Below are 23,599 nucleotides of genomic sequence, written 5' to 3'. Positions count from 1 at the left end.
ACAAGCAACCAAGAGCCTCTCGGTTGCTGTATTCGCTATATTCTTACACCCACCACATATCAGCAGGTTGTTCTTTTATCAATACAGATTGAAGGTTTGTCACAGCACGTGCAAAGCCTTCTTCAATCGACATGATTGGGTCTTCGTGCTCGATGCTGACTACATAATCATACCCGTACGTGCGCAATGCACTCATCATGTCGGACCATTCTTGGACACTATGTCCGCAACCAACGGAACGGAAGCTCCATGCACGCGTTTGAACTTCACCATATGGCTGCATGTCCGTTAAGCCGTACATGTTCACATTATCTTGATCAATATACGTGTCTTTTGCATGGAAATGATGGATCGCGCCAGCTTTTCCTAAAATTTTGATTGCTGCAACAGGGTCAATTCCTTGCCACCAAAGATGACTTGGATCCAGGTTTGCGCCGATTGCAGGGGACGTTAGCTCACGAAGTTTGAGCATCGTATGAGGCGTATGTACCAAGAATCCGCCATGCAATTCAAGACCAATTTTGATGTTACGCTCTTCTGCATACTTCCCTACTTCCTTCCAGTAAGGTACAAGCTTTGTCTCCCACTGCCATGTAAGTACGTCACCATATTCATTTGGCCAAGGTGCAACAGGCCAGTTTGGCGCTTTTGCTGTTTCGCTGTCACCAGGAACGCCGGAGAAACAATTTACCACTTCAACTCCTGTTAAAGCAGCAAGGTCAATTGTTTTTAGTAATGTTTCATGCGATTCTTTTGCAAAAGCCTCATCAGGTGAAATTGGATTACCGTGGCAGCTGAATGCACTGATTTGCAAACCGCGAGAATGGATTTCCTCCATATACGCATTGCGTGCCCCTTCGTCTTCAAGAAGAGTATCCAATGGACAATGGTTGTTACCAGGGTAGCAGCCTGTACCGATTTCCACTGCATCCAGACCTGCCGCTTTCACATAGTCAAGCATTTCCGTAAAAGGTTTATTTGCAAAAAGGACGGTAAATACGCCTAGTTTCATTAGTGTTCACGCTCCTTAGTTCAATTCGTTTTGGATGTTGACAATCTTCTTCGTTTCGTTCGATTCAAGCGCCCCTAAAATAACCATTAAGGAGTTCTTTCCTTCGTTTCCGTCGACAAGTACTTCTTTGTCTTCTACGATGCTTGCTACAAAATGATCAATTACTTTAGAACCAGTTTGCCCGCCTGCATCATTGCTTTGGATTTTACCTAACTCGTAGCGAACTGTTTCGCCTGTAGCGTATTGAACGACTAAAGAGTGAGTAGGATCGTCTTCTAAACGAAGAACTGCTTTTTCCGCATAGATGATGGTGGAGTTATCTTCACGTTTGTAAGACCAGCTAGCAGCAAGTGTACCGACGATTCCACTTTCTGTTCTTAATGCGCAAACCGCTGTGTCATCGACATCTGTGTTTTCTTTTGCAGATGTTTCAATGAATGCTCCCACTTCCACGATTTCTTCCCCTAAAAGGTAACGCAATAAATCGGACTTGTGTACGCCAAGGTCACCCATTGCGCCGATAAATGCTTCTTCTTTACGGAAGAACCAGCTGTCTTTTCCGTCTACGCTCCAGCCTTCTGGCCCAGGGTGTCCGAAAGCTGTACGGAAGCTGTAGATTTTTCCTACTTCGCCGCTTTCAATCAGCTGCTTCGCTTTTTGGTGGGATGGAACAAAACGTTGGTTGTGCGCAATCATCAGTTTTTTGCCAGACGCTTTAGCTGTAGCAATCATCTCATCGGCTTCTTCTTTGGACGTTGCCATCGGCTTTTCACATAAAACGTGCGCTCCAGCTTTGGATGCATAGATGGATACAGGAGCATGCAAATAGTTCGGTGTGCATACACTCACAACATCCAATTCTTCACGGTCGATCATCTCTTGATAGCTTTCATAAGCTTTTCCGCCAAATGTTTCAACTGCTTCCTCTGCGCGTGCTAATACAACATCGCATAGTGCAACAAGCTCAACATTTGGATTTGCATGGTACTCCGGTAAATGACGGTGCTTTGCGATACTTCCGCATCCTACTACTCCAACTCGTAATTTCTTCATTTTGTTATCCCCCTTATTTACTTTTAATTTCTTCTAATGGTTTCGCATTTCCGTAATATACATCGCCGATTGTTGTCGGTTTTGCCCAGTTAACAGCATTCGTGATTACTTTTTGTACTTTTTCATGATAGTACGTCGGGTATGTTTCATGACCTGGACGGAAGTAGAATACTTTCCCTTTCCCGCGCTTGTAAGTGCACCCACTGCGGAAAACCTCTCCGCCTTCAAACCAGCTCACAAACACTAGCTCGTCCGGATCTGGAATATCGAAGTGCTCGCCATACATTTCTTCGCGCTCAATATCTATGTGCTCCCCAATCCCCTCAGCGATCGGATGGCCTGGTGATACTACCCAGATACGCTCTTTCTCGTCCGCTTCTCTCCATTTCAAGTCACAAGTTGTACCCATCAATGTTTTAAAGATTTTAGAGAAGTGACCAGAATGAAGAACGATTAGTCCCATTCCGTCTAGTACTCTATTTTTTACACGAGTGACAATCTCATCGCTCACGTCATCATGCGCGACATGGCCCCACCATAAAAGCACGTCTGTGTTGTTTAGTACTTCTTCGGTTAATCCGTGCTCTGGCTCGTCCAACGTTGCGGTTCTTACTTCGTAGTTTTCTTCTTTAAGGAAAGAAGCGATAGCACCGTGGATACCTTCTGGATACACTTCTCTCACTTTTTCGTTTGTTTGTTCATGACGGTTTTCATTCCATACAGTTACTTTAATCATTGTGTTGCTCCTTTCTTTGGTTGAAGTCTATTTTGGTTACACCGCTGTTGATTTTCGCGACAGGCTTCGCTTTTCGCTGGAGTCTCCCCCTTTCGTTCCAATCATCAGTTAAGTTACTTACTTTAATTTTTGTAAAATCTCTAACTCTATTAATTTGCTATGGTTATGTTTGTGGGAACGTTTCCATATTGATATATATGTAACATCCCTAGACAACTCTCCTACATTATAAATGGATAATAAAGCGTTTTCAATGTTAAAGTCCGAACTAGATAGTAAAATTCCGACTTCTCAAGGGAAGGTTGGGAGTAAGTTTTAGGACCGGGGAAGAGACACGTTTGTGAAAGTGATGGAAATGAGGAACAATGGATAAGTGCGTTGTATACATGGATAAATCTCTTTTACAATGGATATATTTTTTTACAATGGATAAATGGCTCTGAACAATGGAAAAAATCATTTTACAATGGATAAACGCCGATCCTCGCAAAAGAAGGGTAGTCGAGAAAGGCAATTTTAATCAACAATGACAAATTTACAGTAAAAACTACTTGTAAAGCCGGCAAACTCTCCAACAAAAATGGCTTCCGGGAGCTGGCGTTGTGCAATCAGCATTTTTGTTGCTCGGTACCCACCCTCACGAGTAAAATCTCTTGATAGCTTCCATTTGTTTTGATACTGGATTCCGTGATCCTTCAACGCAGCCATATACCCTTCAAAACGTATTTGATTATCATGAGAATTCATCGGTCCGCTTACATACCCGACTTCCCGATATCCTTTATTAATCAAGTATTCTGTAGCCGCATATCCGCCATGAAAATTGTCTACTTCCACTTGATAGACAAACTTATGATCAATCTTTCGATCAAGTACGACGATAGGGAAACCTTCTCGGGCTGATTCTAAGACAATATCATCTGTAATATTATAGGCAAGGATGATTGCGCCATCCACCCTTTTTTCTTTTAAAAATTTGGCTGAGGTTGACTGTGCACTACCAACAGAGCTGCATGCTATCAGGTCAAAACCATTTGCTGTTGTAACTTCCTGTACCCCTTTGATTAGCTCGGAATAAAATGGGCCTGACAAATCCCTTAATATGATTGCAATCGTTCTGAGGTAAAAGGACCGTCATGGCTGCGTTTCAACTTTTTACATTTGTGAGGTAGTGAATTCGCTTTTAATATTTTTAGAAAAATATTATTTTGTCGAACGTATGTTCTTTACTTTTCTCTTTGAACAAAATATAATGAAGTAGTAAGTACATATTCATTCAGAAGGAGTGTTGAAGATGAAGAATCAAGCTGTACCTTATTTAGCTTTTAACGGCAACGCAAGACAGGCACTTGAGTTTTACAAAGAGGTGTTTGAAGGAGAAATAACAGTTATCCAGACCTTCGGTGAAGCAGATTTTCCGACACCACCAGAAGCCGACAACCTAGTTATGCACGCGCGATTTGAAAAAGGAAACCTTACATTGATGGCATCCGATACATTCCCTGGTCAGACAGTAGAGTTTGGCAGCAATGTCTCTCTTATGCTGGAAATGGAAAGTGAAGAACAAATCGACACTCTTTATGCACGCCTTAGTGAGAACGGAAAAGTGTTAATGGAGCTTCAGGATACCTTCTGGGGAGCACGTTATGGAAGCGTTCAAGATTCCTTTGGCGTGAAATGGGATTTGAATTATACAAAACCTCAATAACTAATAAAACGCTTCGAGATCCCCCATGGCTCTCGAAGCGTTTTATTGCTAGTTATCCCTCGTAAATCATCTTTCTTGTCATGCCACCATCCACCGTAATATTTTCGCCGTTAACAAAATTATTTTCGGAGTCAGTTAGGTACAAGCAAGCCTTTGCAATATCTTCCGGTTTTCCGACCCGGTTGGACAGGTGTTGTGCATGGTCCTTCTCTCTTAGCTCTTCATAGTTTTCAGTCTGAATCCAACCAGGTGAAATAGCATTCACAGTGATATCCAGTTCGCTTAAGGAAGCTGCCAACGCATGCGTCAGCGCTACAATCCCGCCCTTTGTTGCAGCATAAGCTTCTGAGTTTGGTTCTGACATGGTTGCCCTGGTGGAGGCAATATTTACAATAGAACCGCCACTTTTCATATACTTTGATGCTTCTTTTGAAGCAATAAACACACTGCGCAGATTCGTGTTGATGACATCATCCCAAGCTTCAACTGTCAGGTCCTGAAGAGGAGTGAATCTGGATACACCAGCGTTATTGATAAGGATATCAATTTGAGGGAAGTGTTCCATGGTTTTGGTCAACAGATGCTGAATCTCATCCTCTTTTCGGACATCCGTTTTAACGAAAAGAGCTTTTTCCCCAAGCTGCTGTTTAAGAGCCTGTCCTGCTGTTTCATCCATGTCTGCAAGCACAACATTTGCTCCTGCATTTATGTATGACGAAGCGATTCCTTTTCCTATTCCGTTTGCTGCTCCGGTGACGATGACGGTTTTGTTTTGGAAATTCATCATAGTTTTTTATCTCCTTAGTATAAATTTTATCACTGTTTAGTCCTAGACTAAATTTTATATACACATTTTTCTTATACCCTTTTTATTAACAAACTATTAACAAATATAGATTAAGATTAAGAAGGTGCAGTAATGAAAGATTACGAAGCTATGTATCTTGCCATTATTATAGATGGAAAAGGCAGCATCCTATTAACAAACATAAAAATGAATGTAGGCGTCCTTGTATAGCTATTGCTAAAAAGATATAAAATTATTAGAGTATGTAAAGTTTTTAACTGGTTGCTCCATTTCAAGAATGAATTAGTGACCAAGAGAAATGGGAAGTATAATGAGGAAGAAAGGGTAAAAAAGTATTTAACTTTAGATAAAAAGCAAAAACCGCACTTTTAAAAGTGCGGTTTAGTTAATATGGAGACGGTGGGACGTGCAATTCCATGCTTTCGTCATGGCACTGACTATATCTTGAACCTCCAAGCTGAGGTCCTCTGGCGTATTATGCGGACTAAAATTTTTAGTTGCCGCTGCAACTAGCAGTTCCGCATCCTAGTATTACCACTGTTGTGGCAACCTATGAGTCGATACACGGCTGTTGAATTGCTTCACATACCGCTCGGCATTGCCTTATCGCAAAAGAAATACGACTTAGGTTTCACCGATAAAGCCAGATTTTCACTTGTATGTTGCCATACAAGGCGACTAATAATTAATCGAACCCACGTCCAGAAACATCGCCACTTAAGCATCTACGAGTGTAGTCAATATATTAGTATTTCGCTAACCGTTCCGCCTATTGACTGGCATCCTGGCAGCTAGTCTGGTTATTCTCTTCCTTTGACCTCAGACGGCGATCTCCGGCGTAGCCCACTAAGAGTGAGTCCCTGATCCTACCACATGGGCGATGGAGGGAGGAACCGCATCAGACTGTTATTAGGCAGCTAATGCGAAGTTGTTGTTTTCTTTGCCAGTTATTATTGGCGTTGACGTTGATGACGAGGACGATCCCCCCGACTCGCAACCCAAGCTCGAACTATCCCTGTCGAATCCGTAACGTCCCCTCGGTAATAAATGTCTCTATTGAAGTTTAAATCAACAAAGAACAAAAACACGAGGTTTCTACGGGAAAGATAATCAAGCCAATGTGTTGGCTATTCAATTATCAATGCGTCGCTCTGTCTATCAGCGACAACTATATTATAGCACATACAGATCACTTTGCAATTGTAAGTTACTGTAAATTAAACTATACTATTCCTTCTGACGTTCACGGAACGCTCTCTCGATATCACGTTTCGCTTCCTTCTTCTTCAAATCTTCACGTTTGTCATATTTCTTTTTACCTTTTCCTAATCCTATCAATAGCTTGGCATAGCCGTTTTTAAGATAGATTTTTAAAGGAACCAAGGCATATCCCTCTTCTTTAGTAAGACCAATAAGCTGATTGATTTGTTTACGGTGAAGAAGCAATTTACGAGTACGAAGCGGGTCATGGTTGTACCGGTTTCCTTGCTCATAAGGACTGATGTGCAGGTTGTGCAAAAATACTTCACCGTTTTGCACGCGTGCAAAGGAATCCTTCAAATTTACTCGGCCAGCTCGCATGGATTTAATTTCAGTACCTTGTAAAACCATACCTGTTTCATAAGTCTGCTCAATAAAATAGTCATGATTGGCTTTCTTATTGGTACTAATGACCTTGCCTTCCCCTTTTGGCATAGATGTTTCCCCCTTTCTTTCTATTAAGGCGTAGTGAATATTTTACCAAATCCACCACACCTCTACAAGAAAGAAGGGTCTTCCTTTTTGAAAAAGACCCTTTTCCATTTTAAAGCTTAGCGCTTTTTCTTTTTTCGTTTCTGTTTTGGTGCGTTCTCAAAGAACTTCTTGTTTTTCTTTTTCTTCTTGCCAGGACCTTGTGTTGTCCAGCCAATTTCAAATGTGTAGTCATCAATATTGCTTTCATCTTTACGCTTTTGACTGCGACCTTTGGCTGGCTTTTTGCGTTCGCTCTGGATGACACGTGGTGCACTCTTCGTATCCGGGCGACGAGTACCCTTCATACCAACTACTTCAAAGTCGATGGAGCGCTCATCTTTGTTTACATTAATAACACGAACTGTGATCTCGTCACCGATTCGGTACACTTTCCCTGTTCGTTCTCCAATCATCGCGTAATGGCGTTCATCGTAGCGATAATAGTCATCCGTCAGATAGCTCACATGGACAAGACCTTCAATTGTATTGGGCAGCTCTACGAACATTCCGAAGTTCGTTACAGAGCTAATGATGCCATCATATTCTTCCCCAATTTTATCAAGCATGTACTCCGACTTTTTCAGCTCATCCGTTTCACGTTCTGCATCAACTGCTCGGCGTTCCATGTTGGAGGAGTGTTCAGCGATTTCTGGCAGCTTGTCGCTCCATTTCTCTTGGGTCTTTTCATCGAGTTTCTTTTGTATCAAATAAGTACGAATCAGACGATGGACAATCAAGTCAGGATAACGACGTATTGGTGATGTGAAATGAGTATAGAACTCTGTCGATAATCCAAAGTGTCCTAAACTTTCCTCATCGTATTTTGCCTGTTTCATGGAACGAAGCATGACCGTAGATACTACCATCTCTTCCGGCTTACCTTGAACGGCTTCAATTACTTCCTGAAGCGCACGCGGGTGAATCTCATTGCCTTTTCCTTTTACTACATAACCAAAGTTTGTGATGAATTCGAAGAAACGCTGAAGTTTCTCCTCTTTTGGATCCTCATGGACGCGATAGATAAACGGCACATTCATCCAGTGGAAATGCTCGGCTACCGTTTCATTCGCAACAAGCATGAACTCTTCAATTAAGCGCTCAGCTACGGAACGTTCTCGAAGGACCACATCTTTCGGCGCCCCTTCTTCATCTACAATAACCTTGGACTCTTTGAAATCGAAATCGATGGCACCTCGAGTCATCCTCTTTTTGCGGAGGACTGCAGCCAGTTCCTCCATCAGCTGGAACATCGGAACCAAAGATTCGTAGCGGGACGTTACTTCCTCATCTTTATCCACCAGGATTTTATTCACATCTGTATAGGTCATACGTTCTGTTGTTTTAATAACACTGTGGAAAATCTCGTGCTTTACGACTTCCCCAACATTGTTCAACTCCATCTCACAAGAAATAGTAAGACGGTTCACTTTTGGGTTTAACGAGCAAATTCCGTTAGACAGACGATGAGGAATCATCGGGATTACGCGGTCTACTAGATAAATACTAGTTCCACGCTCCTGTGCTTCCATATCAATATGTGAGCCTTCTGTCACATAATGCGTGACGTCCGCGATATGAACGCCAAGCTTATAGTTGCCGTTGTCTAATTTCGTTACTGTTACCGCATCATCCAGGTCTTTTGCGTCCGCTCCATCAATTGTAACAATCACCTGGTCGCGAAGATCACGACGATCCCCCAGATCTTTTTCGTCAATCTCATCCGGTGTGGCGTTCGCCTGATCTAGTACCTCTCTTGGAAACTCCTGCGGCAGCCCATGCTTATGAATGACAGACAAGATATCTACACCCGGGTCATTTTTATGGCCTAGTATGCGGATGACTTCACCCTCGGCACTAAGGCGGCCTTCCGGATAAGTAACTAGTTTTACTACAACCTTATGTCCTTCAACCGCACCATTGCTGGCACTTTTCGGAATGAAGATATCATTGGCAATTTTTTTGTCGTCTGCTATTACGAAGCCAAAACTCTTACTCTCGGTATATGTACCAACAATCTCTTTGACCCCACGTTCCACGATTCGGATGACCGTTCCTTCTTGTCGCGAATCACCAGCAGCCTTTCTGCTTACGCGGACAAGTACGATATCTCCATGCATGGCGTTGTTGAGTTCGTTTGGTGGGATGAACACATCGTCCATATCCGCTTCTTCAGGCATGACAAATGCAAATCCTTTGGAGTGACCGATTACTTTTCCTTTGATAAGATTCATCTTTTCTGGAAGGCCATAGCGGTTGCTGCGCGTTCTCACAACGAGTCCTTGATCTTCCATATATACTAATGCTTTGACGAAGTCCTTGAATTCTTCTGAGTCTTTAATTCCAAAGGCCTGTTCAAGTTCTTGTGTAGTAAGTGGTTTGTAGGCTTCTTCTTTCATATAGGAAAGTAGTCTATCTACGTGTTGCTGAATTGTTTCTTCCATTATATATCCCTCCCCTTTTTCGGGTTCTAAAATTACTGTTGTACACCGCTGGTGATTTCCGCAAATGGCTTCGCTTTCCGAGGGGCGGTGCTTGAGCCTCCTCGGCTATGCCTGCGGGGTCTCAACCTACCGCTATCCCCCTCCGGAGTCTGCGCCTTTTGCTCCAATCACCAGCTAGGTTTCTTCATTAAATAAATAGCCTCTTCAGATAGTATTACCAATCAAGCGACTCTAAAAACTCGTATACGTCTTGGTGGAGTTGTTCTCGTTCTTTGTCGAGGGTGATGACGTGGCCGGATTCTTCGTACCATTTAATTTTCTTATCGTCCGATTCAACTTCCTTGTAAATAATGTTGGCACTGTCTGTGTTGATCATATTATCGTGACGGGCTTGTACGACAAAAGTCGGTGAGTAGATCATGTCTACATTATTCCGCACGTCTGCAATCAATTCCTGCAACGCCTTCAATGTAGCCATTGGCGTCTTTTCGAATTCCTTCATTTCTTGTTCAATCTGCTCCGCACTTTTCCCTTCACGGCGCTTAAATTCACGAGCGTATTCCAGCACACCTTGATACATGATTTCTTCACTCTTGATATACATCGGCGCGCACATAGGCACAATACCCTTCACTGGAACTGTGTAACCTAATTTTAAAGAGAAAACCCCGCCCAATGAAAGGCCAACCACCGCAATACTTTCAAAACCTTTATCCTTTAAAAACTGGTAGGCTTCCATCACGTCCTCCCACCAATCCTCAGGTCCAGTATGAACTAATTCCTCCGGTGGGACACCATGCCCTTTATACTGTGGCGCATGGCAGGTATAGCCTCTCTTCTCCAAGAAACGGCCCATCATCCGCACATCCGCGGAATTCCCTGTAAAACCATGTAACATCAATACCGCACGATCTCCACCTTCAAACGTAAAAGGCTTAGGCAGCTTCACTTTCATCACGTCAGAACATCCTTTCTTTCACTTGTATTTATAATATGCTACTTTTCATTAAATATCAGATATGATTAGTCCGAAAAGAACATTTTACCATAATGGAGTCAGAATAGCTTTTAGAGAGCTTTTTTCGGAGGGATAGTTACGTTTTAGGGGGTAGTTGATAAAGATAGACCAAAAATGAATGTTTAGTAGGAGGATATCGACAAAAATAATGTTTTTGTTTTTATAGGAAAGTACCCTAACTCTTTTATTTATTATTCAATAACCGCACTTCAAGTCCATTTTTCTGCTTTTTTGAGCCTTATATTCCTGAAAGAATTTTTGTAAAATAATTTGATGTTTTCGACACCAATCTGCAACATTTCATAATTAGTTATTTTATAATTAATTTGGGGTATAGGAAGTACGTTGGTAGTAATACCAAAGTTGTATGTCGAATAATTCGAAACAACAGTCAAAGGCAAACTTGCTGAAAAGCAAGGACGCAAAGTCTACAGATCTAAGGTTGTGTAAAAGGAAAACTAGTTAATCCTTTTACAAATTATGATGGCTGGGCTGCCTGAAATACCAAAGTATTTTAGGAGGGAAAAGGAAGATGGAGAACGTTACAGTTGAAATGACAGAAAATTTAGATAAGGAGTGGGTAGATCTAATTAACAACGCACTTGAAATGGGTATTTCCTCTGCAGAAATTAGAGATTTCTTACATAATTATCGCAATCATTCATCATTTAAACTCTAATTTTGTGAATATTAACGGATTTTTGTTCTAAATATCTAACAATCCCTTCGTTATATGCTATAATGAGCATGATAGGAAGGTGAAAGCCGTGATTGGTGAACGAATAAAAAAATATAGAGAACAGCGAAAAATGTCGATGTCTGAACTTGCAGAACGTGCAGGTGTGGCTAAATCTTATCTAAGTTCGATCGAACGGAATTTACAATCCAATCCCTCCGTTCAATTTCTGGAAAAGGTCTCAACCGTACTTGGAGTATCTATGAACACTCTTTTACATGATGAAGATGAATCCCAATCTAAAGATAACCTTGACCGAGAATGGGCCACCCTTGTAAGAGAGGCGATGGATTCCGGTGTAACCAAGGATCAGTTTAAAGAATTCTTAGAATTTAATAAATGGAAAATAAATCAGGAAAACAAATAATCGCTGACCGAGGTCAGCGATTATTTTTATGGATTTAGATTTGTTGATTTATTTTAGACGACTTAATAACAAACGTTAATTGCTTTGTAAATGGAAGGGCTCTTTTTACAACCGAGCCTCCAGCTACTGATGCATATTGGAGTGTTAAATCTGTTGCACATACAGGACATTCCCAATCAAATGTCGAACAACTGCTAAAAGATTTATGACTGCATGTCGGACAAACTTTCGTGTACATAAGAGCCCTCCTTTTTTGTTCATCTAGTGTGTGTGTAGTGGTAAATGAACGGATTTTTAAAGCTTTATTAGATGCATGAAGCTAATTATTCTGTATCAGCCGGGCGATCTACTTGATTTGCTTCTACATGGATCTGGAAGTCCATTTTCGCGTTTTGGTATTCGTTACCAGCTGTTTCCTTCAGGCTTGTTCCAAATAGAACATGTACATAATGCTGACGGGAAATGGTTTCTCCGAACAAGATACCTTTTTCCATGACTTTTACTGGATCGTGGGACATTGTTCCTACAGAAGAAACGCTATTCTCAAGCTGCGCTTCAATGTATTCTGAGCTTACTATTGCAGCAACTGGAGCATCCTCGGAAGCCTCAAGAGTTTCCTCAAGTTCTTCAACATCCTCTTCTCCTTCAATTACGACAATTTCCATCTTCGCTCCGTAGAATTCTTGCAACATTTTCTCAAATTCAAGTTCGCTCATATCATCTTCTTCTAAGTATGCTCTGAGAGATTCATCAATAAATTCTGCATCTTGAACACCACTTGCATCTTTGTTGAATACAAATAATGCAGTAGATTTATATTGAGAGAAGTCTATATTAGAAGAATCTCCATATAGCTTACCTGTAAAACTAGCACTTAAGCTGATGCGGCGGTCGGTACTGTTATTTTCGATGGTCTTCCACTCTTCAGCAATTTGAGATCTACTTGGAGCAAGATAGCCAGAAGAATAGTCAAAACTAGCTTGTCCTCCACCAGCAATCTCAACAATTGCGTTTTTCACATGACCTTGTGCTTCTGTGCTATCTGTAAACCATGAATATGTTCCAAATCCTGCGCCAGTAACCATTACTCCTGCCAAAGCTGTACCTAGCACAGCTTTTTTTACGTTATTTATCTTTGCCATTACCTTTATTCCTCCCCCAACATTTTAATAGTTCCGTTCTGTCGTATTTAAATTAATCGTTGTTGATTTCGTCCTCATACAACGCATCAAAATCAATTTGTTTTGCATCAACCATAACAACCGGTCTTAGAGTTGCCCCTTGAAGGTTGTTGTTTGCGTCATCATGAAGTGTCACTTCTACGTCCACTTCAAGCTCTTCACCATTCGCAAGCGTCATTTCCTCTAGGAAATCCTCGCCATTGTTGTACCATTCCCATCCAGACATTGTTTTGGTGGTCTCACCCCAACTGAAAGTGAAGTGATATTGCTCTAATGCCTCCTGTAGGGAGTAAGCAGCTAACCCTTCATACGTTCCATTGCGCGGGAAAGCTTTGTGCATATTATCTGAAGTTAATAAATCACCCTTTTTATTCACTGCGAACTTCAACTGGCCGCGAAGTACAACATCCTCAAACGTCATATCCCCATCATGATCATTGGAAATCGTGAAGTCCGTCATCACACTACGGGAAGGAGCAAGACGTGTAAATGCATCTCTTTCAAAAGTGAATTCGCTAAATCCGCTACCTTCAATTTTCAATTGAGAGTTTTGCACCTCTCCTGTAACAGCTGCATGGCTAGTAAACCAAGAGTATGTACCAAACCCTGCCCCAACTGCTAATGTTCCAGCAAGTGCTGTCCCAATTAACGCTTTTTTGACATTCTTCATGTTTGCCATTCAAAAACATCCCCTTTGCTAATTTGGTTATATAGTGGCAAATAGAGTGTATCTCTATTTGTTGATCCCTTAGTTGGATACTTCTTCTTTTTGCTCGGTCCTAATAATTCCTGTTCTCTGAAAGATCTCAATTATGAAGTAGATAAAAATTGGAAGCCCAATCAGTAAAATAAACCCAATCGGTCCTGAAACAAACTTAGCAACATGTCCAGCCCCCGGAATGATGCTCGTTTGAACACCGATAATACTATTTGGTGCTACCCTCACGTCATCAGCAATATTATTGTTATCACCTTTTGTAATGTAAAAGGTCTTCCCATCTTCTACCGTTGAATCAATAATTCTATGTGTCACCAAGATGCCCTCAGGGTGCTTGAAGGTAATCACATCATTGACTTCTGGCTTCTGATCGGGCTTTATTAAGATGACGTCACCCGCTTCAAAGACAGGCTGCATACTGTTTGAAAGAATGGTGAGAGGCTTATAGCCCATAACACTTGGAACCTTTTCAATATCTCCCTTTGATTGAGAGACAAAGTAGATGACCAGCCCTGCAGATAGTGCAAGAAATACTAGGATAAGGGTGGAGAGGACTTTCATAATACGTTTGAACACTGCTACCACTCCTTTTTTATTGAGAATTTTTTGTTGTTTATTAAGAACAGTATTATGAAAATAAAAGCTGATTTTTATCAGCGTTTACCCTTCACCTTCATCACCCGTTTCATCCCCTGTATTCTCATCACCTGGCTCTGTATCTGTTGGGGTTTCTTGTGATTCTTCAGCCTTTTCTACCTCGGCATCTGGATCACTTTCCGGATTGGTTTCTTCTTCCTTAACCTCTGTTTCTGGTTCAGTTGGTTCTTCTACTTCATTAACTTCTTCGGCTGATTTTTCTTTTTCTTCTGTACTTACCTTCTTATCTTGTGGTTCTTCTACTGGTTCTTCCTCAGTCGGTTCTTCTTTTATTGCTTCTTCTTTAACTGCTTCTTCCTCTACATGCTCTTCTTCAGGTTGTAGTGGAAGCGGTATACCGAAATCCTCCTCGCTAACAATTGAACCCGCAATTTCCACTTCAGACGTGAAGTAAGAATAGCTATCGGCAATGAGAACACTCCCTGCATATATGGTGGCAAAACCAACTAATAGTATCAGGTAAAATTTATTTATTTTTTTAAGTTTATCCCCCATAGAGGTTCCCTCTTTTCCTTTGGATCATTCTGATAGAATAGTAGATCAGTAGAGCTGATCCTCCAATCGACAACAATATTCCTATATACATAAAAGTCCAAGTATCTGTAGCCGTTTTAGGAAGAGAGTTCCCCTTGGTTTCCTCTTTATTTTTTACAATTGTTCCAACCTGACTTTTTTCTGTCAAAGAGTCAATGAATAACTCCCCATGTAGGGTAACAGCTTGAAAGTCATTATGAGCCGTTTCTAGAAGTCGGATGGAATACATAATTTCCAGCGATCCCTTTGAAGGAATTTGATTTAACTCTAGTTCCTGAAGTTTTTCATTCACTTCTGTCAAGCTTGTCCAATTTATATGATGGACTTTACCTGGCAAGTGTATCTTTGCACTCAATTCATAAAATTCAAGCATTTGTTGTAACTTTTGCGACTCTAATCCATTCTTCTCCAAATAGAAATGAAAGCTTGCTGCAAATTCTACCGCTTCTTCATTTTTGTTCGTTATGGTGATTACCTTCTCCTCCATCACCCTAGAAGGAGCTAGTTTTACCGGATGGAACAATGTAACCTGTTCTCCTTGTTCTATGTAGAGATTTTCCAAATTTGCCGCCTTTGTTGAGAAGGGAGTTGTAACTAAAATAAATACCAAGGCCGATACTAACACAATCAAACACCTATGGATCAAGGATACATCACCAACTTCCATTCTAACTTTTTGGTTCTTTATAATGAACTATAATTTGAGTATAGAGGAGTGGGTGTTCTTTTTAAATATTCAAAATACTGCATTTTTGCGCAATTAAGAACAATATTCTACCTAAAGCTCACGATATCTCTTGTATTCGCAGTTTTTTGTTTTGTATAAAGAAATAACAGATTCAATATAAAGAACTTAACTAATAAGTATCCAATAAAAAAATAGCGGGATAAATGCTGCAACCCGCTGTCTCTTTTTAGCTCTCAAGATTCGCTTTTCTTAATCTGTACATGAGTAAAACAATCAAGCCTATTAATAAAAAAGTTCCTCCCACGATCATTATATTCATGGTGTCAGTAGCGGTGTTTGGTAACTTAATACCATTCTCAGCAGGTATTATTCCCCCGAGCGTACCTTCTGCATATATCTTGAATTCCACTTCACACGTTAGTCCCTGGAATTCATTTCCGAGTTCTGCAGGAAAATTCACTTGAAATGTAAGCTGCTCTTTATCAGTTGTTTTTATTTCACGCGGATCCAGCTTATTAAATTGACCCAGAGTTCCGTTAAAAAGCTCCTTATTTTCCTCTGATGTAATCATTAACTTCAACTCATTGTAAAGTTTCTTATTACCGGATTTAAGCTTAGAAGATATGATGTAATTGAAATTTTCTTTCCCTCCATTGCTGATTTCCAGCACTCTATCCGCCCAATCCCCTGGCTTCATATTATTAACATCGAACAATACTTTTTCTGGAGTTGTAATTATATCAATCTCCATCACATCCTCCGATGCTATTGTACTCCCCAACGGTACAAACAAAACCATAAACATTAACAAATAATATATGGAAGCGATACTGAACCATCTTAAGTATTTCATTGTACACCCCCCTTTAAAAAAATTCAGAGTGAGAATGTCTCACTCCAGTTAACTAGCAGATTTTGTATCCTCCAGCTGCTTTTGTTGCTTTTCAATGCGACCAATAGTCTGCCATATGGAGAAGATAGAATAACCGAACAATAGAACACCCGGAAGGATCATTAATAGTGCACTTCCAAGTTGCGATTTAGCGAATTCCACGAAATAACCTACATAAGGGATAGTAAAGTCTGTGTAAACAGCAACAACATTCTCGGATAGAACAGGATCCATATCCTCAGCATTATTATTATCCCCTTTGGTTTTGTACATTACATGCTCTCCACTGGTTATTACTTCGATTATTCTGTGTGTTACTAAGGTTTGTTCATCTTGCTTAAATGTGATGACATCTCCTTCACCGAAGCGTGTCATATCCCCACCAGGCTTTACTGCGATTATTGATCCAGTTTTAATGCCTGGCTCCATTGAACCTGATAGAACGGTTTTAAGCTGGTAACCCATAATTTGCGGTTCTCCACCGGATGCTTTGGTAGAGATAACGACAAAAGCCATGAAAAGTAGTGTTAAAAACAAAATAGTAGTTACTAGGTTGCTAATCCACTTTTTTGCTGTTTTCCATTTCATATTTTTCACCTCTAGTTTGATTGATCTTGGTCTTCTGTTTCCGTTTCTTTATCAGGCGTTGTTTCGTTTGCATTATTATCTGTCTCTTTTGTTTCTGATTGAGTACTCTCAGATTCATTAACTGGTTCTACATCTTCATGCTTATCTCCCTCATTCGTTGTTTCATTATCTACTACCTCTTTATCTTCTTTGTTTTCTTTAACTTCTTTTTGCTCTTCTTTTACGTCTGAACTTTCATCATTTTTAATGTCCTCTTTTATGCCATTGTCACCTTGAGCAGCTTTATTTTCTTTAGTTACATTCTCCTCAGTTTGCTTATCTTCAACTTCTTTAGAAGATTTTTCATCTAGTTTTTTATCTTCTGTTTTTTTCGAGGCATTGCAATTAACAATAACCTTTTCACTCCACTCGATGCTTTTAACATGTTTCATTTCCTTGAAATCTGGACGTTGGTAAAGTTTAAACATATATGCTCCGTCTTTTTCAGCAGTAAAATGCAAGTAACCTATTTCATTCTGAGCTAATGGATCGAGGATTCCTTCACTTATTTTCTTACCTTTTTGTTTTCCGTTTGCCTTGTTTAAGTGGAAAACTTCATATTTTGTGGTATCAAGCATGCTAAAGCCGTTGTTTTTTATACGAACATTAATTTCCATAGGGGGACAGGCTCTTATGTTTAAATCGGATTTATCAATAAAAGTTAAAATGCTCCCATCAAACCATTGTCCAGCTTGTATTAATGTCGTAGTTTGTTTCTGGCTACTAAAATAACCCAATGTAGGAGAAGAAATAATACATGTAGTTATAGTAGTTGAGTAAAAAATAACTATTATATTTGCAAATAAGAAATGATGTCTAAAATTTTTTTTGAATTTCTTTAATCTTGTTTTTCTCATGTTAATAATCACCTACTTTATTTTTTCTCTTACGTTTATAGTGTGATATAAACGTAAGAGAAAAAATAATCAAAGGGTAAGTGTAATTACCTTACCCTTCATTGGGATTACTTTTTAACCCCTGAAGTTTGATGTGCTTCAAACGTCCACTTTAATTTCAAAGTTGCTCCTTGGTATTTATTTTGATCCCCGTTGTCAACAAATTTAAATTGAACATATAATTTATCTGTATTCCCAGGTTTCAACCCTCCTTTTTCTTCAAGTCTAGGTACAAAGACTTTATTAGATACAACATCAGGTTGAGTTTTGGCTAGATTAGCTAAAGTAGTTCTATAAACAACTTGATCTGGGGATAATTCTTCTAATAATGCTTTATCCTTGTTATACAAAAAGTCTACTCTTATATGTTCAGCAAAATCATCAATTCTATTTCCTTGTGCATCATAAGCTTCATATTCAGTGTGTAATAACACTTTTGAGATGTCTAATGTACCATCATTCTTTAAAGTAAATTCACGAGGCATCCAATCCCCTGGTTTTATATCACTAACATTGATAATCTCTGTAGGAGTTGACAATAGTTTCAATGTTCCAGCAGAAAATGTATTATTTGTTACTGCTGTATCACTAAAATATGCATATGTACCCCCACCGATCAATGAAAGGCCAAGAGCAGCAGATGCGACACCTAAACCAAGTTTCTTTTTCAAACTCATTATAAATTCCTCCCGTTTCCTGAGTATTTTGGTTCGTTCTTTTTAACGAACCTTACAATACGTAGTATAAAACACCTAGTCTAAAGTTGGAAAACCTCAAATTTGTTCAATTTTTCTTAATTAAGAACACTTTTTAGCTTATTGCTTTCATTATCTTCATTTTTCTTAATATTTCGTTTTTTATAAAGAATAAATTGTGCTATATAATGAACTTATGTCATAAAATGTTAAGGGGACGAGTATGCTTGGTGAGCGCTTAAAGAGGTTAAGGAAGATAAAGGGCTATTCATTAAGTGAACTCTCGGAACTGGCTGGTGTGTCAAAGTCTTATTTGAGTTATTTGGAGAGAAATATCCAGACGAATCCTTCTCTACAGTTTTTGAATAAGATTGCCGTTACGCTTGAGACAGACTTGGATTTTTTATTGAACGGGGAGTCGGAGGACGATAAACCAGAAGTTCTAGTGCTGGACGAGGAATGGAAACGGTTAGTGCAGCGGGCAATTGCGGAGGGCATGAGCAAGGAAGATTTTATTCACTTCAAGGAGTACATGGAATTTCAGAAGTGGCAAGGTGCAAAGAAAAGTAAAAGTAGCAAAGAGGAGGAAGAAGAGGCTTGAACAAAGAGATTGATTTGGAATGGGTAGAGCTGTTAACGCTGGCAAGAGCTTATGGAATCTCTATTGAAGAGGTGAGAGCCTTCCTCCAAGAGACAAGTGAACAGAACAAGGAAGTCTTGGTCGTAAAGTGACCAAGGCTTTTATTTTAACAGATGCAAAAAACCACTTTCCAGGTTTGGAAAGTGGTTTTATTTATTATGCGAAGTATGCAATTGACAGTGTCAGAATGAAGAATAATACAGAAAGAACAACTGTCGCACGGTGTAGAACAAGGTCTAGGCCGCGTGCTTTTTGTTTTCCGAAAAGTGTTTCTGCTCCACCGGAGATTGCTCCTGAAAGACCTGCACTTTTACCTGATTGAAGTAGTACTACTGTGATCAAAGAGATTGCTACGATAATAAGTAAAATAGTAAGAAATAACGTCATGTAAACTACACCTCCTGCGGAACGTACATATGTGATTATATTAAATGTACCACATTATGACAAGGTGGACAAGAGGAAATGAGAGGTAGACAATCCCTCTTAGCTACCGCTGTTTCTTTCCGCAAATAGCTTCGCTTTCCGCGGGACGAATTTGCTCCAATCCACAGCTTGTAAATTATATGAACCTAAAAAAGAACCCAACCGAAGTCGGGTCCTCATGTAGAAGAAATTACTTCTTCAAGTTGTAGAAAGAACGTAAGCCGTCGTAGCGAGCTGTGTCACCAAGTTGGTCTTCAATGCGAAGAAGTTGGTTGTATTTAGCTACGCGGTCTGTACGGGATGGTGCACCTGTTTTGATTTGACCAGCGTTTGTTGCTACTGCGATGTCAGCGATTGTGCTGTCTTCTGTTTCACCAGAGCGGTGAGAGATTACTGCAGTGTAGCCTGCGCGTTTAGCCATTTCGATTGCTTCGAACGTTTCTGTAAGTGTACCGATTTGGTTCACTTTAATTAGGATGGAGTTACCGATTTTGCGCTCGATACCTTCAGCTAATTTCTTTGTGTTTGTTACGAATAGGTCGTCTCCAACTAATTGAACTTTGTTTCCAATGCGCTCAGTTAATAGTTTGAATCCTTCCCAGTCGTTCTCGTCTAGGCCGTCTTCGATAGAGATAATTGGGTACTTGTCCGCCATCTTCTCGTAGAAGTCCACCATTTCAGCAGAAGTGTAAACAACGCCTTCCCCTTTAAGGTGGTATTTGCCATCTTCTTTGTTGTAGAACTCAGAAGCCGCAGCGTCCATAGCAAGCATTACTTGCTCGCCTGGTTTGTAGCCAGCTTTTTCGATTGCTTCAATGATTGTTTGAAGTGCTTCTTCGTTAGATCCTAGGTTTGGAGCGAATCCGCCTTCGTCACCTACAGCAGTGTTTAAGCCTTTAGCGCTTAATACTGATTTAAGTGCGTGGAAGATTTCAGCGCCCATACGTAGAGCTTCTTTGAAGTTTTCAGCTCCAACAGGCATTACCATGAATTCTTGGATGTCCACGTTGTTGTCCGCGTGCTCTCCACCGTTGATGATGTTCATCATTGGTACTGGAAGAGTTTTGGAGTTGAATCCACCAAGGTGTTGGTATAAAGGAATTTGAAGGAAGTCAGCTGCTGCACGCGCTACTGCCATGGATACACCAAGGATTGCGTTAGCACCTAATTTTCCTTTGTTTTCTGTTCCGTCAAGGTCGATTAACGCTTCGTCAATTGCTACTTGCTCAAGTACGTCGAAAAGACCTACTAGTTCAGGAGCGATGATTTCGTTCACGTTTTCTACTGCTTTTTGAACACCTTTTCCAAGGTAGCGGGACTTGTCGCCGTCGCGAAGTTCTACTGCTTCGTATTCACCTGTAGATGCTCCACTTGGTACTAATGCGCGTCCGAAAGCTCCGGATTCTGTGTATACTTCTACTTCGATTGTTGGGTTACCACGGGAGTCTAGGACTTCGCGTGCGTAAACGTCAGAGATAATTGGCATATTTGTAACTCTCCTTTTGATTTGAAATATTTACATGGCTACTGCTTTTACATCGCTATAGATCTCCGTTTCAGGTGTTCGCTTTCCGTGGGACGGTGCTTGAGCCCGCTTGAGTCTCACACCCTACACTTCGATCGATAGCTAGAAATCAGCTATTACTTTTTGATTAAAGAACTACCTGTCATTTCGGATGGTTTGTCCACCCCTAGTAAGTCTAGCACAGTTGGGGCTAGGTCACCAAGGATTCCGCCGTCGCGGAGTTCTACACCATTTTTCGTAACGATAACTGGTACCGGGTTGGTGGTGTGGGCAGTCATTGGGTTGCCTTCTGTCGTTACAACTTCGTCAGCGTTCCCATGGTCTGCCGTGATGATGGCAACTCCGTCTTTTTCTAAGATGGCGTTGACTACCTTCCCTAAGCACTCATCTGTTACTTCCACTGCCTTAATTGTTGGTTCAAGCATTCCGGAATGCCCAACCATATCAGGGTTTGCGAAGTTAAGGATGATCGCATCGTGTTTATCTGCAGCTATTTCTGCTAAAAGAGCGTCGGTTACTTCATACGCACTCATTTCAGGTTGTAAGTCATAAGTTGCTACCTTAGGAGAATTAATTAATATTCTTTCTTCTCCAGGGTAAGCTTCCTCACGTCCACCGCTCATGAAGAACGTAACGTGCGGGTATTTTTCCGTCTCCGCGATACGAAGCTGGTTCAAGCCTTTTTGGGATAACACTTCGCCCAAAGTGTTGTCCATTCCTACTGGTTTGAAGGCTACATATCCATCCACCGTTTCACTGAAGTGAGTTAAACATACGAACTGAAGGTTGGTCGGATGTTCTGGCCCACGTTCAAATGCGCGGAAGTCAGAATTGGTGAATGTGTTAGAAATCTGGATGGCACGGTCCGGACGGAAGTTATAGAAAATAACAGCGTCTTCGTCCTGAATCGTTGCAACAGGGCTGCCATCTTCTTTTGTCATAACAGATGGAATGACGAACTCATCAAAGATTCCGTTGTTGTAGGAGTCATTGATACACTCCATTGCGTCGTTATACGTAGGGCCTTCACCGTACACCATCGCACGGTAAGACTTCTCTACGCGATCCCAACGCTTGTCACGGTCCATGGAATAATAACGGCCAGAAATAGTTGCAATTTCGCCTACTCCAAGATCTAGAAGTTGCTCGTTCAATTGCTCAATGAATTCTGGAGCAGATTTCGGTGCAACATCACGACCATCAAGGAAACCGTGAATATACACACGATCCAAGCCTTCTCTTTTCGCAAGCTTTAAGAGAGCGAAAAGGTGCTGGATGTGACTATGAACGCCTCCATCTGAAAGCAAACCGAACAGGTGAAGGTTGGTTCCTTTTTCTTTTGCATGCTTGATTGCATTTAGGAACGTTTCATTTTCGTAAAAGTCGCCTTCGCGAATTGCCACATTCACACGTGTCAAACTTTGGTACACAATTCGGCCGGCTCCGATGTTTAAATGGCCTACTTCTGAGTTACCCATTTGCCCTTCTGGAAGTCCTACCGCTTCTCCGCTTGCAGTCAACTGCGCGTGAGGGTATGTGCTCCAAAATTTATCAAAGTTAGGTTTGTTTGCTTGCGCTACCGCATTACCGGTTGTTTCGCCGCGCATCGCAAAACCGTCTAAGATGATTAGTGCTACTGGTTTTTTAGTCATTCTTACCTGCCTCCAAAAGCTGTAAGAAAGATTGGTGCTCAAGGCTTGCTCCACCTACAAGTGCTCCATCGATATCAGATTGAGCCATGTAGTCTGCAATGTTTCCAGGTTTTACAGATCCGCCGTACTGGATACGCACTGCGTCTGCTGCAGCTTGATCATATTCAAAAGCGATCACGCTACGGATGTGCGCACACACTTCGTTTGCATCTTCCGCTGTGGAAGATTTTCCTGTTCCGATCGCCCAGATTGGCTCGTAAGCAACAACCGTCGTTTTAACTTGATCTGAAGTTAAGCCTGTTAGAGCTTTCTTCACTTGGTTTCCAACGATGTCGTTTGTTTTGCCCGACTCACGTTCTTCTAGTGTTTCCCCGCAGCATACGATCGGAGTTAATCCGTGTTTGAATGCTGCAAGAGTTTTCTTATTAACCGTTTCGTCTGTTTCAGCAAACATTTCGCGGCGCTCGGAGTGACCTAAAACTACATAAGATACACCGATGTCTTTTAGCGCAACAGGGCTCACTTCGCCTGTGAATGCTCCGCTGTCTTCGAAGTGCATGTTTTGGGCACCGATTTTAAGGTCGCGGCCTTCTGTGTTTGAAACAAGTCGCTCTAGGAAAAGAGCTGGTGCACATACTACTGCGTCTATTTTGTCAGCAGCAGGAACTAGTCCTTTTACCTCTTCTACGAAGCTTGTTGCTTCGGAGAGTGTTTTGTGCATTTTCCAGTTACCAGCAATAATTGGTTTACGCATGGTATCCATCCTTTCGGGGTTGGGGTTGTAAAGTTTCCGTTACTCCGCTGTTGATTTCCGCAAATGGCTTCGCTTTCCGCGGGGCGACCTTGAGCCTCCTC

The 23,599-nt window shown here is 41.0% G+C and carries 27 protein-coding genes, 1 other RNA gene and 1 riboswitch; of the genes, 5 read left to right on the top strand and 23 right to left on the bottom strand.

What is annotated here, in order from left to right; genetic code table 11:
• Nucleotides 1-43: 43 nt before the first annotated feature.
• The 4 genes from AAV98_RS10050 to AAV98_RS10035 form a co-directional block, all read right to left on the bottom strand.
• Nucleotides 44-1,012 (bottom strand): sugar phosphate isomerase/epimerase family protein, encoded by a 969-nt coding sequence (locus tag AAV98_RS10050; protein ID WP_060665432.1) that lies wholly within the window; start codon nucleotides 1,010-1,012, stop codon nucleotides 44-46.
• 15 nt (nucleotides 1,013-1,027) lie between these two features.
• Complete coding sequence (locus tag AAV98_RS10045) at nucleotides 1,028-2,065, bottom strand: Gfo/Idh/MocA family protein (protein WP_060665431.1); 1,038 nt, start codon at nucleotides 2,063-2,065, stop codon at nucleotides 1,028-1,030.
• 13 nt (nucleotides 2,066-2,078) lie between these two features.
• Nucleotides 2,079-2,801: a ThuA domain-containing protein gene (locus AAV98_RS10040; protein ID WP_060665430.1), complete on the bottom strand. Its 723-nt coding sequence runs from the start codon at nucleotides 2,799-2,801 to the stop codon at nucleotides 2,079-2,081.
• 516 nt (nucleotides 2,802-3,317) lie between these two features.
• Nucleotides 3,318-3,905: a substrate-binding domain-containing protein gene (locus AAV98_RS10035; protein ID WP_269433463.1), complete on the bottom strand. Its 588-nt coding sequence runs from the start codon at nucleotides 3,903-3,905 to the stop codon at nucleotides 3,318-3,320.
• A 190-nt stretch (nucleotides 3,906-4,095) separates the two neighbouring features.
• Here AAV98_RS10035 and AAV98_RS10030 point away from each other — a divergent pair, with 190 nt between their 5' ends.
• A complete protein-coding gene (locus AAV98_RS10030) occupies nucleotides 4,096-4,509 on the top strand; it encodes a VOC family protein (RefSeq protein WP_060665429.1) in 414 nt (137 codons plus the stop codon).
• A gap of 52 nt (nucleotides 4,510-4,561) precedes the next feature.
• On the opposite strand, the gene AAV98_RS10025 is transcribed toward AAV98_RS10030, so the two are convergent.
• The 5 genes from AAV98_RS10025 to AAV98_RS10005 form a co-directional block, all read right to left on the bottom strand.
• Nucleotides 4,562-5,293: an SDR family NAD(P)-dependent oxidoreductase gene (locus AAV98_RS10025; RefSeq protein ID WP_060665611.1), complete on the bottom strand. Its 732-nt coding sequence runs from the start codon at nucleotides 5,291-5,293 to the stop codon at nucleotides 4,562-4,564.
• 710 nt (nucleotides 5,294-6,003) lie between these two features.
• Nucleotides 6,004-6,346: a transfer-messenger RNA gene (gene ssrA, locus AAV98_RS10020) on the bottom strand.
• A 198-nt stretch (nucleotides 6,347-6,544) separates the two neighbouring features.
• Nucleotides 6,545-7,012: an SsrA-binding protein SmpB gene (gene smpB / locus AAV98_RS10015; protein ID WP_060665428.1), complete on the bottom strand. Its 468-nt coding sequence runs from the start codon at nucleotides 7,010-7,012 to the stop codon at nucleotides 6,545-6,547.
• 116 nt (nucleotides 7,013-7,128) lie between these two features.
• A complete protein-coding gene (rnr, locus tag AAV98_RS10010; RefSeq protein WP_060665427.1) occupies nucleotides 7,129-9,492 on the bottom strand; it encodes a ribonuclease R in 2,364 nt (787 codons plus the stop codon).
• 214 nt (nucleotides 9,493-9,706) lie between these two features.
• Nucleotides 9,707-10,447 (bottom strand): alpha/beta hydrolase, encoded by a 741-nt coding sequence (locus AAV98_RS10005; RefSeq protein ID WP_060665426.1) that lies wholly within the window; start codon nucleotides 10,445-10,447, stop codon nucleotides 9,707-9,709.
• A gap of 449 nt (nucleotides 10,448-10,896) precedes the next feature.
• Nucleotides 10,897-11,010: riboswitch (cyclic di-GMP riboswitch) on the top strand.
• 32 nt (nucleotides 11,011-11,042) lie between these two features.
• On the opposite strand from AAV98_RS10005, the gene AAV98_RS19965 reads away from it, so the two are divergent.
• Both AAV98_RS19965 and AAV98_RS10000 read left to right on the top strand, forming a co-directional pair.
• The gene (locus tag AAV98_RS19965; RefSeq protein WP_082380855.1) at nucleotides 11,043-11,189 is read left to right on the top strand and encodes an anti-repressor SinI family protein; all 147 of its coding nucleotides are present in this window, start codon (nucleotides 11,043-11,045) and stop codon (nucleotides 11,187-11,189) included.
• A gap of 88 nt (nucleotides 11,190-11,277) precedes the next feature.
• A complete protein-coding gene (locus AAV98_RS10000) occupies nucleotides 11,278-11,613 on the top strand; it encodes a helix-turn-helix domain-containing protein (protein WP_060665425.1) in 336 nt (111 codons plus the stop codon).
• A 34-nt stretch (nucleotides 11,614-11,647) separates the two neighbouring features.
• On the opposite strand, the gene AAV98_RS09995 is transcribed toward AAV98_RS10000, so the two are convergent.
• From AAV98_RS09995 to AAV98_RS09950, 10 genes are all read right to left on the bottom strand, one after another.
• A complete protein-coding gene (locus AAV98_RS09995; RefSeq protein WP_060665424.1) occupies nucleotides 11,648-11,851 on the bottom strand; it encodes a hypothetical protein in 204 nt (67 codons plus the stop codon).
• A gap of 85 nt (nucleotides 11,852-11,936) precedes the next feature.
• Nucleotides 11,937-12,755 (bottom strand): hypothetical protein, encoded by an 819-nt coding sequence (locus AAV98_RS09990; protein ID WP_060665423.1) that lies wholly within the window; start codon nucleotides 12,753-12,755, stop codon nucleotides 11,937-11,939.
• A 52-nt stretch (nucleotides 12,756-12,807) separates the two neighbouring features.
• Nucleotides 12,808-13,473, bottom strand: a complete 666-nt coding sequence (locus tag AAV98_RS09985; protein WP_060665422.1) for a hypothetical protein — start codon at nucleotides 13,471-13,473, stop codon at nucleotides 12,808-12,810.
• 69 nt (nucleotides 13,474-13,542) lie between these two features.
• Nucleotides 13,543-14,088, bottom strand: coding sequence for a signal peptidase I (locus AAV98_RS09980; protein WP_060665421.1), 546 nt, complete (start codon nucleotides 14,086-14,088; stop codon nucleotides 13,543-13,545).
• A gap of 84 nt (nucleotides 14,089-14,172) precedes the next feature.
• Nucleotides 14,173-14,664 (bottom strand): hypothetical protein, encoded by a 492-nt coding sequence (locus tag AAV98_RS09975; protein WP_060665420.1) that lies wholly within the window; start codon nucleotides 14,662-14,664, stop codon nucleotides 14,173-14,175.
• Entirely contained in the window at nucleotides 14,654-15,328 is a 675-nt protein-coding gene (locus AAV98_RS09970) for an LPXTG cell wall anchor domain-containing protein (protein WP_060665419.1), read from the bottom strand. The genes AAV98_RS09975 and AAV98_RS09970 overlap by 11 nt, the downstream gene beginning before the upstream one ends.
• Before the next feature lie 289 nt (nucleotides 15,329-15,617).
• The gene (locus tag AAV98_RS09965) at nucleotides 15,618-16,244 is read right to left on the bottom strand and encodes an LPXTG cell wall anchor domain-containing protein (protein WP_060665418.1); all 627 of its coding nucleotides are present in this window, start codon (nucleotides 16,242-16,244) and stop codon (nucleotides 15,618-15,620) included.
• 48 nt (nucleotides 16,245-16,292) lie between these two features.
• On the bottom strand, nucleotides 16,293-16,871 hold the full coding sequence (gene sipW / locus AAV98_RS09960; RefSeq protein ID WP_060665417.1) for a signal peptidase I SipW: 579 nt from the start codon (nucleotides 16,869-16,871) through the stop codon (nucleotides 16,293-16,295).
• A gap of 11 nt (nucleotides 16,872-16,882) precedes the next feature.
• Entirely contained in the window at nucleotides 16,883-17,767 is an 885-nt protein-coding gene (tapA, locus tag AAV98_RS09955; RefSeq protein ID WP_060665416.1) for an amyloid fiber anchoring/assembly protein TapA, read from the bottom strand.
• A 107-nt stretch (nucleotides 17,768-17,874) separates the two neighbouring features.
• Entirely contained in the window at nucleotides 17,875-18,483 is a 609-nt protein-coding gene (locus tag AAV98_RS09950; RefSeq protein WP_060665415.1) for a TasA family protein, read from the bottom strand.
• 241 nt (nucleotides 18,484-18,724) lie between these two features.
• On the opposite strand from AAV98_RS09950, the gene AAV98_RS09945 reads away from it, so the two are divergent.
• Both AAV98_RS09945 and AAV98_RS19960 read left to right on the top strand, forming a co-directional pair.
• Entirely contained in the window at nucleotides 18,725-19,102 is a 378-nt protein-coding gene (locus AAV98_RS09945; protein WP_060665414.1) for an XRE family transcriptional regulator, read from the top strand.
• Nucleotides 19,099-19,233 carry an anti-repressor SinI family protein gene (locus AAV98_RS19960; RefSeq protein ID WP_082380854.1) on the top strand — a complete coding sequence of 45 codons (135 nt, stop codon included), beginning with the start codon at nucleotides 19,099-19,101 and terminating at the stop codon, nucleotides 19,231-19,233. The genes AAV98_RS09945 and AAV98_RS19960 overlap by 4 nt, the downstream gene beginning before the upstream one ends.
• A 64-nt stretch (nucleotides 19,234-19,297) precedes the next feature.
• Here AAV98_RS19960 and secG read toward each other — a convergent pair whose 3' ends face one another.
• From secG to tpiA, 4 genes are all read right to left on the bottom strand, one after another.
• On the bottom strand, nucleotides 19,298-19,528 hold the full coding sequence (secG, locus tag AAV98_RS09940; protein WP_060665413.1) for a preprotein translocase subunit SecG: 231 nt from the start codon (nucleotides 19,526-19,528) through the stop codon (nucleotides 19,298-19,300).
• Nucleotides 19,529-19,757: 229 nt separating this feature from the next.
• Nucleotides 19,758-21,053: a phosphopyruvate hydratase gene (gene eno / locus AAV98_RS09935; protein WP_060665412.1), complete on the bottom strand. Its 1,296-nt coding sequence runs from the start codon at nucleotides 21,051-21,053 to the stop codon at nucleotides 19,758-19,760.
• Between the two features lie 155 nt (nucleotides 21,054-21,208).
• Entirely contained in the window at nucleotides 21,209-22,744 is a 1,536-nt protein-coding gene (gene gpmI / locus AAV98_RS09930) for a 2,3-bisphosphoglycerate-independent phosphoglycerate mutase (RefSeq protein WP_060665411.1), read from the bottom strand.
• The gene (tpiA, locus tag AAV98_RS09925) at nucleotides 22,737-23,498 is read right to left on the bottom strand and encodes a triose-phosphate isomerase (RefSeq protein ID WP_060665410.1); all 762 of its coding nucleotides are present in this window, start codon (nucleotides 23,496-23,498) and stop codon (nucleotides 22,737-22,739) included. The genes gpmI and tpiA overlap by 8 nt, the downstream gene beginning before the upstream one ends.
• Nucleotides 23,499-23,599: the final 101 nt, after the last annotated feature.

The sequence above is a fragment of the Bacillus sp. CHD6a genome, assembly GCF_001293645.1.
Taxonomy (GTDB): Bacteria; Bacillota; Bacilli; order Bacillales; family Bacillaceae_I; genus Sutcliffiella_A.
The sequence above is the reverse complement of the archived record's forward strand: the minus strand, read 5'-3'. Positions and strand labels throughout refer to the sequence as shown.

Excerpts from the sequence above, each read along its gene's own strand:
- AAV98_RS10050 (WP_060665432.1), bottom strand. The coding sequence starts at position 1,012 with ATGAAACTAGGCGTATTTACCGTCCTTTTTGCAAATAAACCTTTTACG.
- AAV98_RS10045 (WP_060665431.1), bottom strand. The coding sequence starts at position 2,065 with ATGAAGAAATTACGAGTTGGAGTAGTAGGATGCGGAAGTATCGCAAAG.
- AAV98_RS10040 (WP_060665430.1), bottom strand. The coding sequence starts at position 2,801 with ATGATTAAAGTAACTGTATGGAATGAAAACCGTCATGAACAAACAAAC.
- AAV98_RS10030 (WP_060665429.1), top strand. The coding sequence starts at position 4,096 with ATGAAGAATCAAGCTGTACCTTATTTAGCTTTTAACGGCAACGCAAGA.
- AAV98_RS10025 (WP_060665611.1), bottom strand. The coding sequence starts at position 5,293 with ATGAATTTCCAAAACAAAACCGTCATCGTCACCGGAGCAGCAAACGGA.
- smpB (WP_060665428.1), bottom strand. The coding sequence starts at position 7,012 with ATGCCAAAAGGGGAAGGCAAGGTCATTAGTACCAATAAGAAAGCCAAT.
- rnr (WP_060665427.1), bottom strand. The coding sequence starts at position 9,492 with ATGGAAGAAACAATTCAGCAACACGTAGATAGACTACTTTCCTATATG.
- AAV98_RS10005 (WP_060665426.1), bottom strand. The coding sequence starts at position 10,447 with ATGAAAGTGAAGCTGCCTAAGCCTTTTACGTTTGAAGGTGGAGATCGT.
- AAV98_RS19965 (WP_082380855.1), top strand. The coding sequence starts at position 11,043 with ATGGAGAACGTTACAGTTGAAATGACAGAAAATTTAGATAAGGAGTGG.
- AAV98_RS09995 (WP_060665424.1), bottom strand. The coding sequence starts at position 11,851 with ATGTACACGAAAGTTTGTCCGACATGCAGTCATAAATCTTTTAGCAGT.
- AAV98_RS09990 (WP_060665423.1), bottom strand. The coding sequence starts at position 12,755 with ATGGCAAAGATAAATAACGTAAAAAAAGCTGTGCTAGGTACAGCTTTG.
- AAV98_RS09985 (WP_060665422.1), bottom strand. The coding sequence starts at position 13,473 with ATGGCAAACATGAAGAATGTCAAAAAAGCGTTAATTGGGACAGCACTT.
- AAV98_RS09975 (WP_060665420.1), bottom strand. The coding sequence starts at position 14,664 with ATGGGGGATAAACTTAAAAAAATAAATAAATTTTACCTGATACTATTA.
- AAV98_RS09965 (WP_060665418.1), bottom strand. The coding sequence starts at position 16,244 with ATGAAATACTTAAGATGGTTCAGTATCGCTTCCATATATTATTTGTTA.
- sipW (WP_060665417.1), bottom strand. The coding sequence starts at position 16,871 with ATGAAATGGAAAACAGCAAAAAAGTGGATTAGCAACCTAGTAACTACT.
- tapA (WP_060665416.1), bottom strand. The coding sequence starts at position 17,767 with ATGAGAAAAACAAGATTAAAGAAATTCAAAAAAAATTTTAGACATCAT.
- AAV98_RS09950 (WP_060665415.1), bottom strand. The coding sequence starts at position 18,483 with ATGAGTTTGAAAAAGAAACTTGGTTTAGGTGTCGCATCTGCTGCTCTT.
- AAV98_RS09945 (WP_060665414.1), top strand. The coding sequence starts at position 18,725 with ATGCTTGGTGAGCGCTTAAAGAGGTTAAGGAAGATAAAGGGCTATTCA.
- secG (WP_060665413.1), bottom strand. The coding sequence starts at position 19,528 with ATGACGTTATTTCTTACTATTTTACTTATTATCGTAGCAATCTCTTTG.
- eno (WP_060665412.1), bottom strand. The coding sequence starts at position 21,053 with ATGCCAATTATCTCTGACGTTTACGCACGCGAAGTCCTAGACTCCCGT.
- gpmI (WP_060665411.1), bottom strand. The coding sequence starts at position 22,744 with ATGACTAAAAAACCAGTAGCACTAATCATCTTAGACGGTTTTGCGATG.
- tpiA (WP_060665410.1), bottom strand. The coding sequence starts at position 23,498 with ATGCGTAAACCAATTATTGCTGGTAACTGGAAAATGCACAAAACACTC.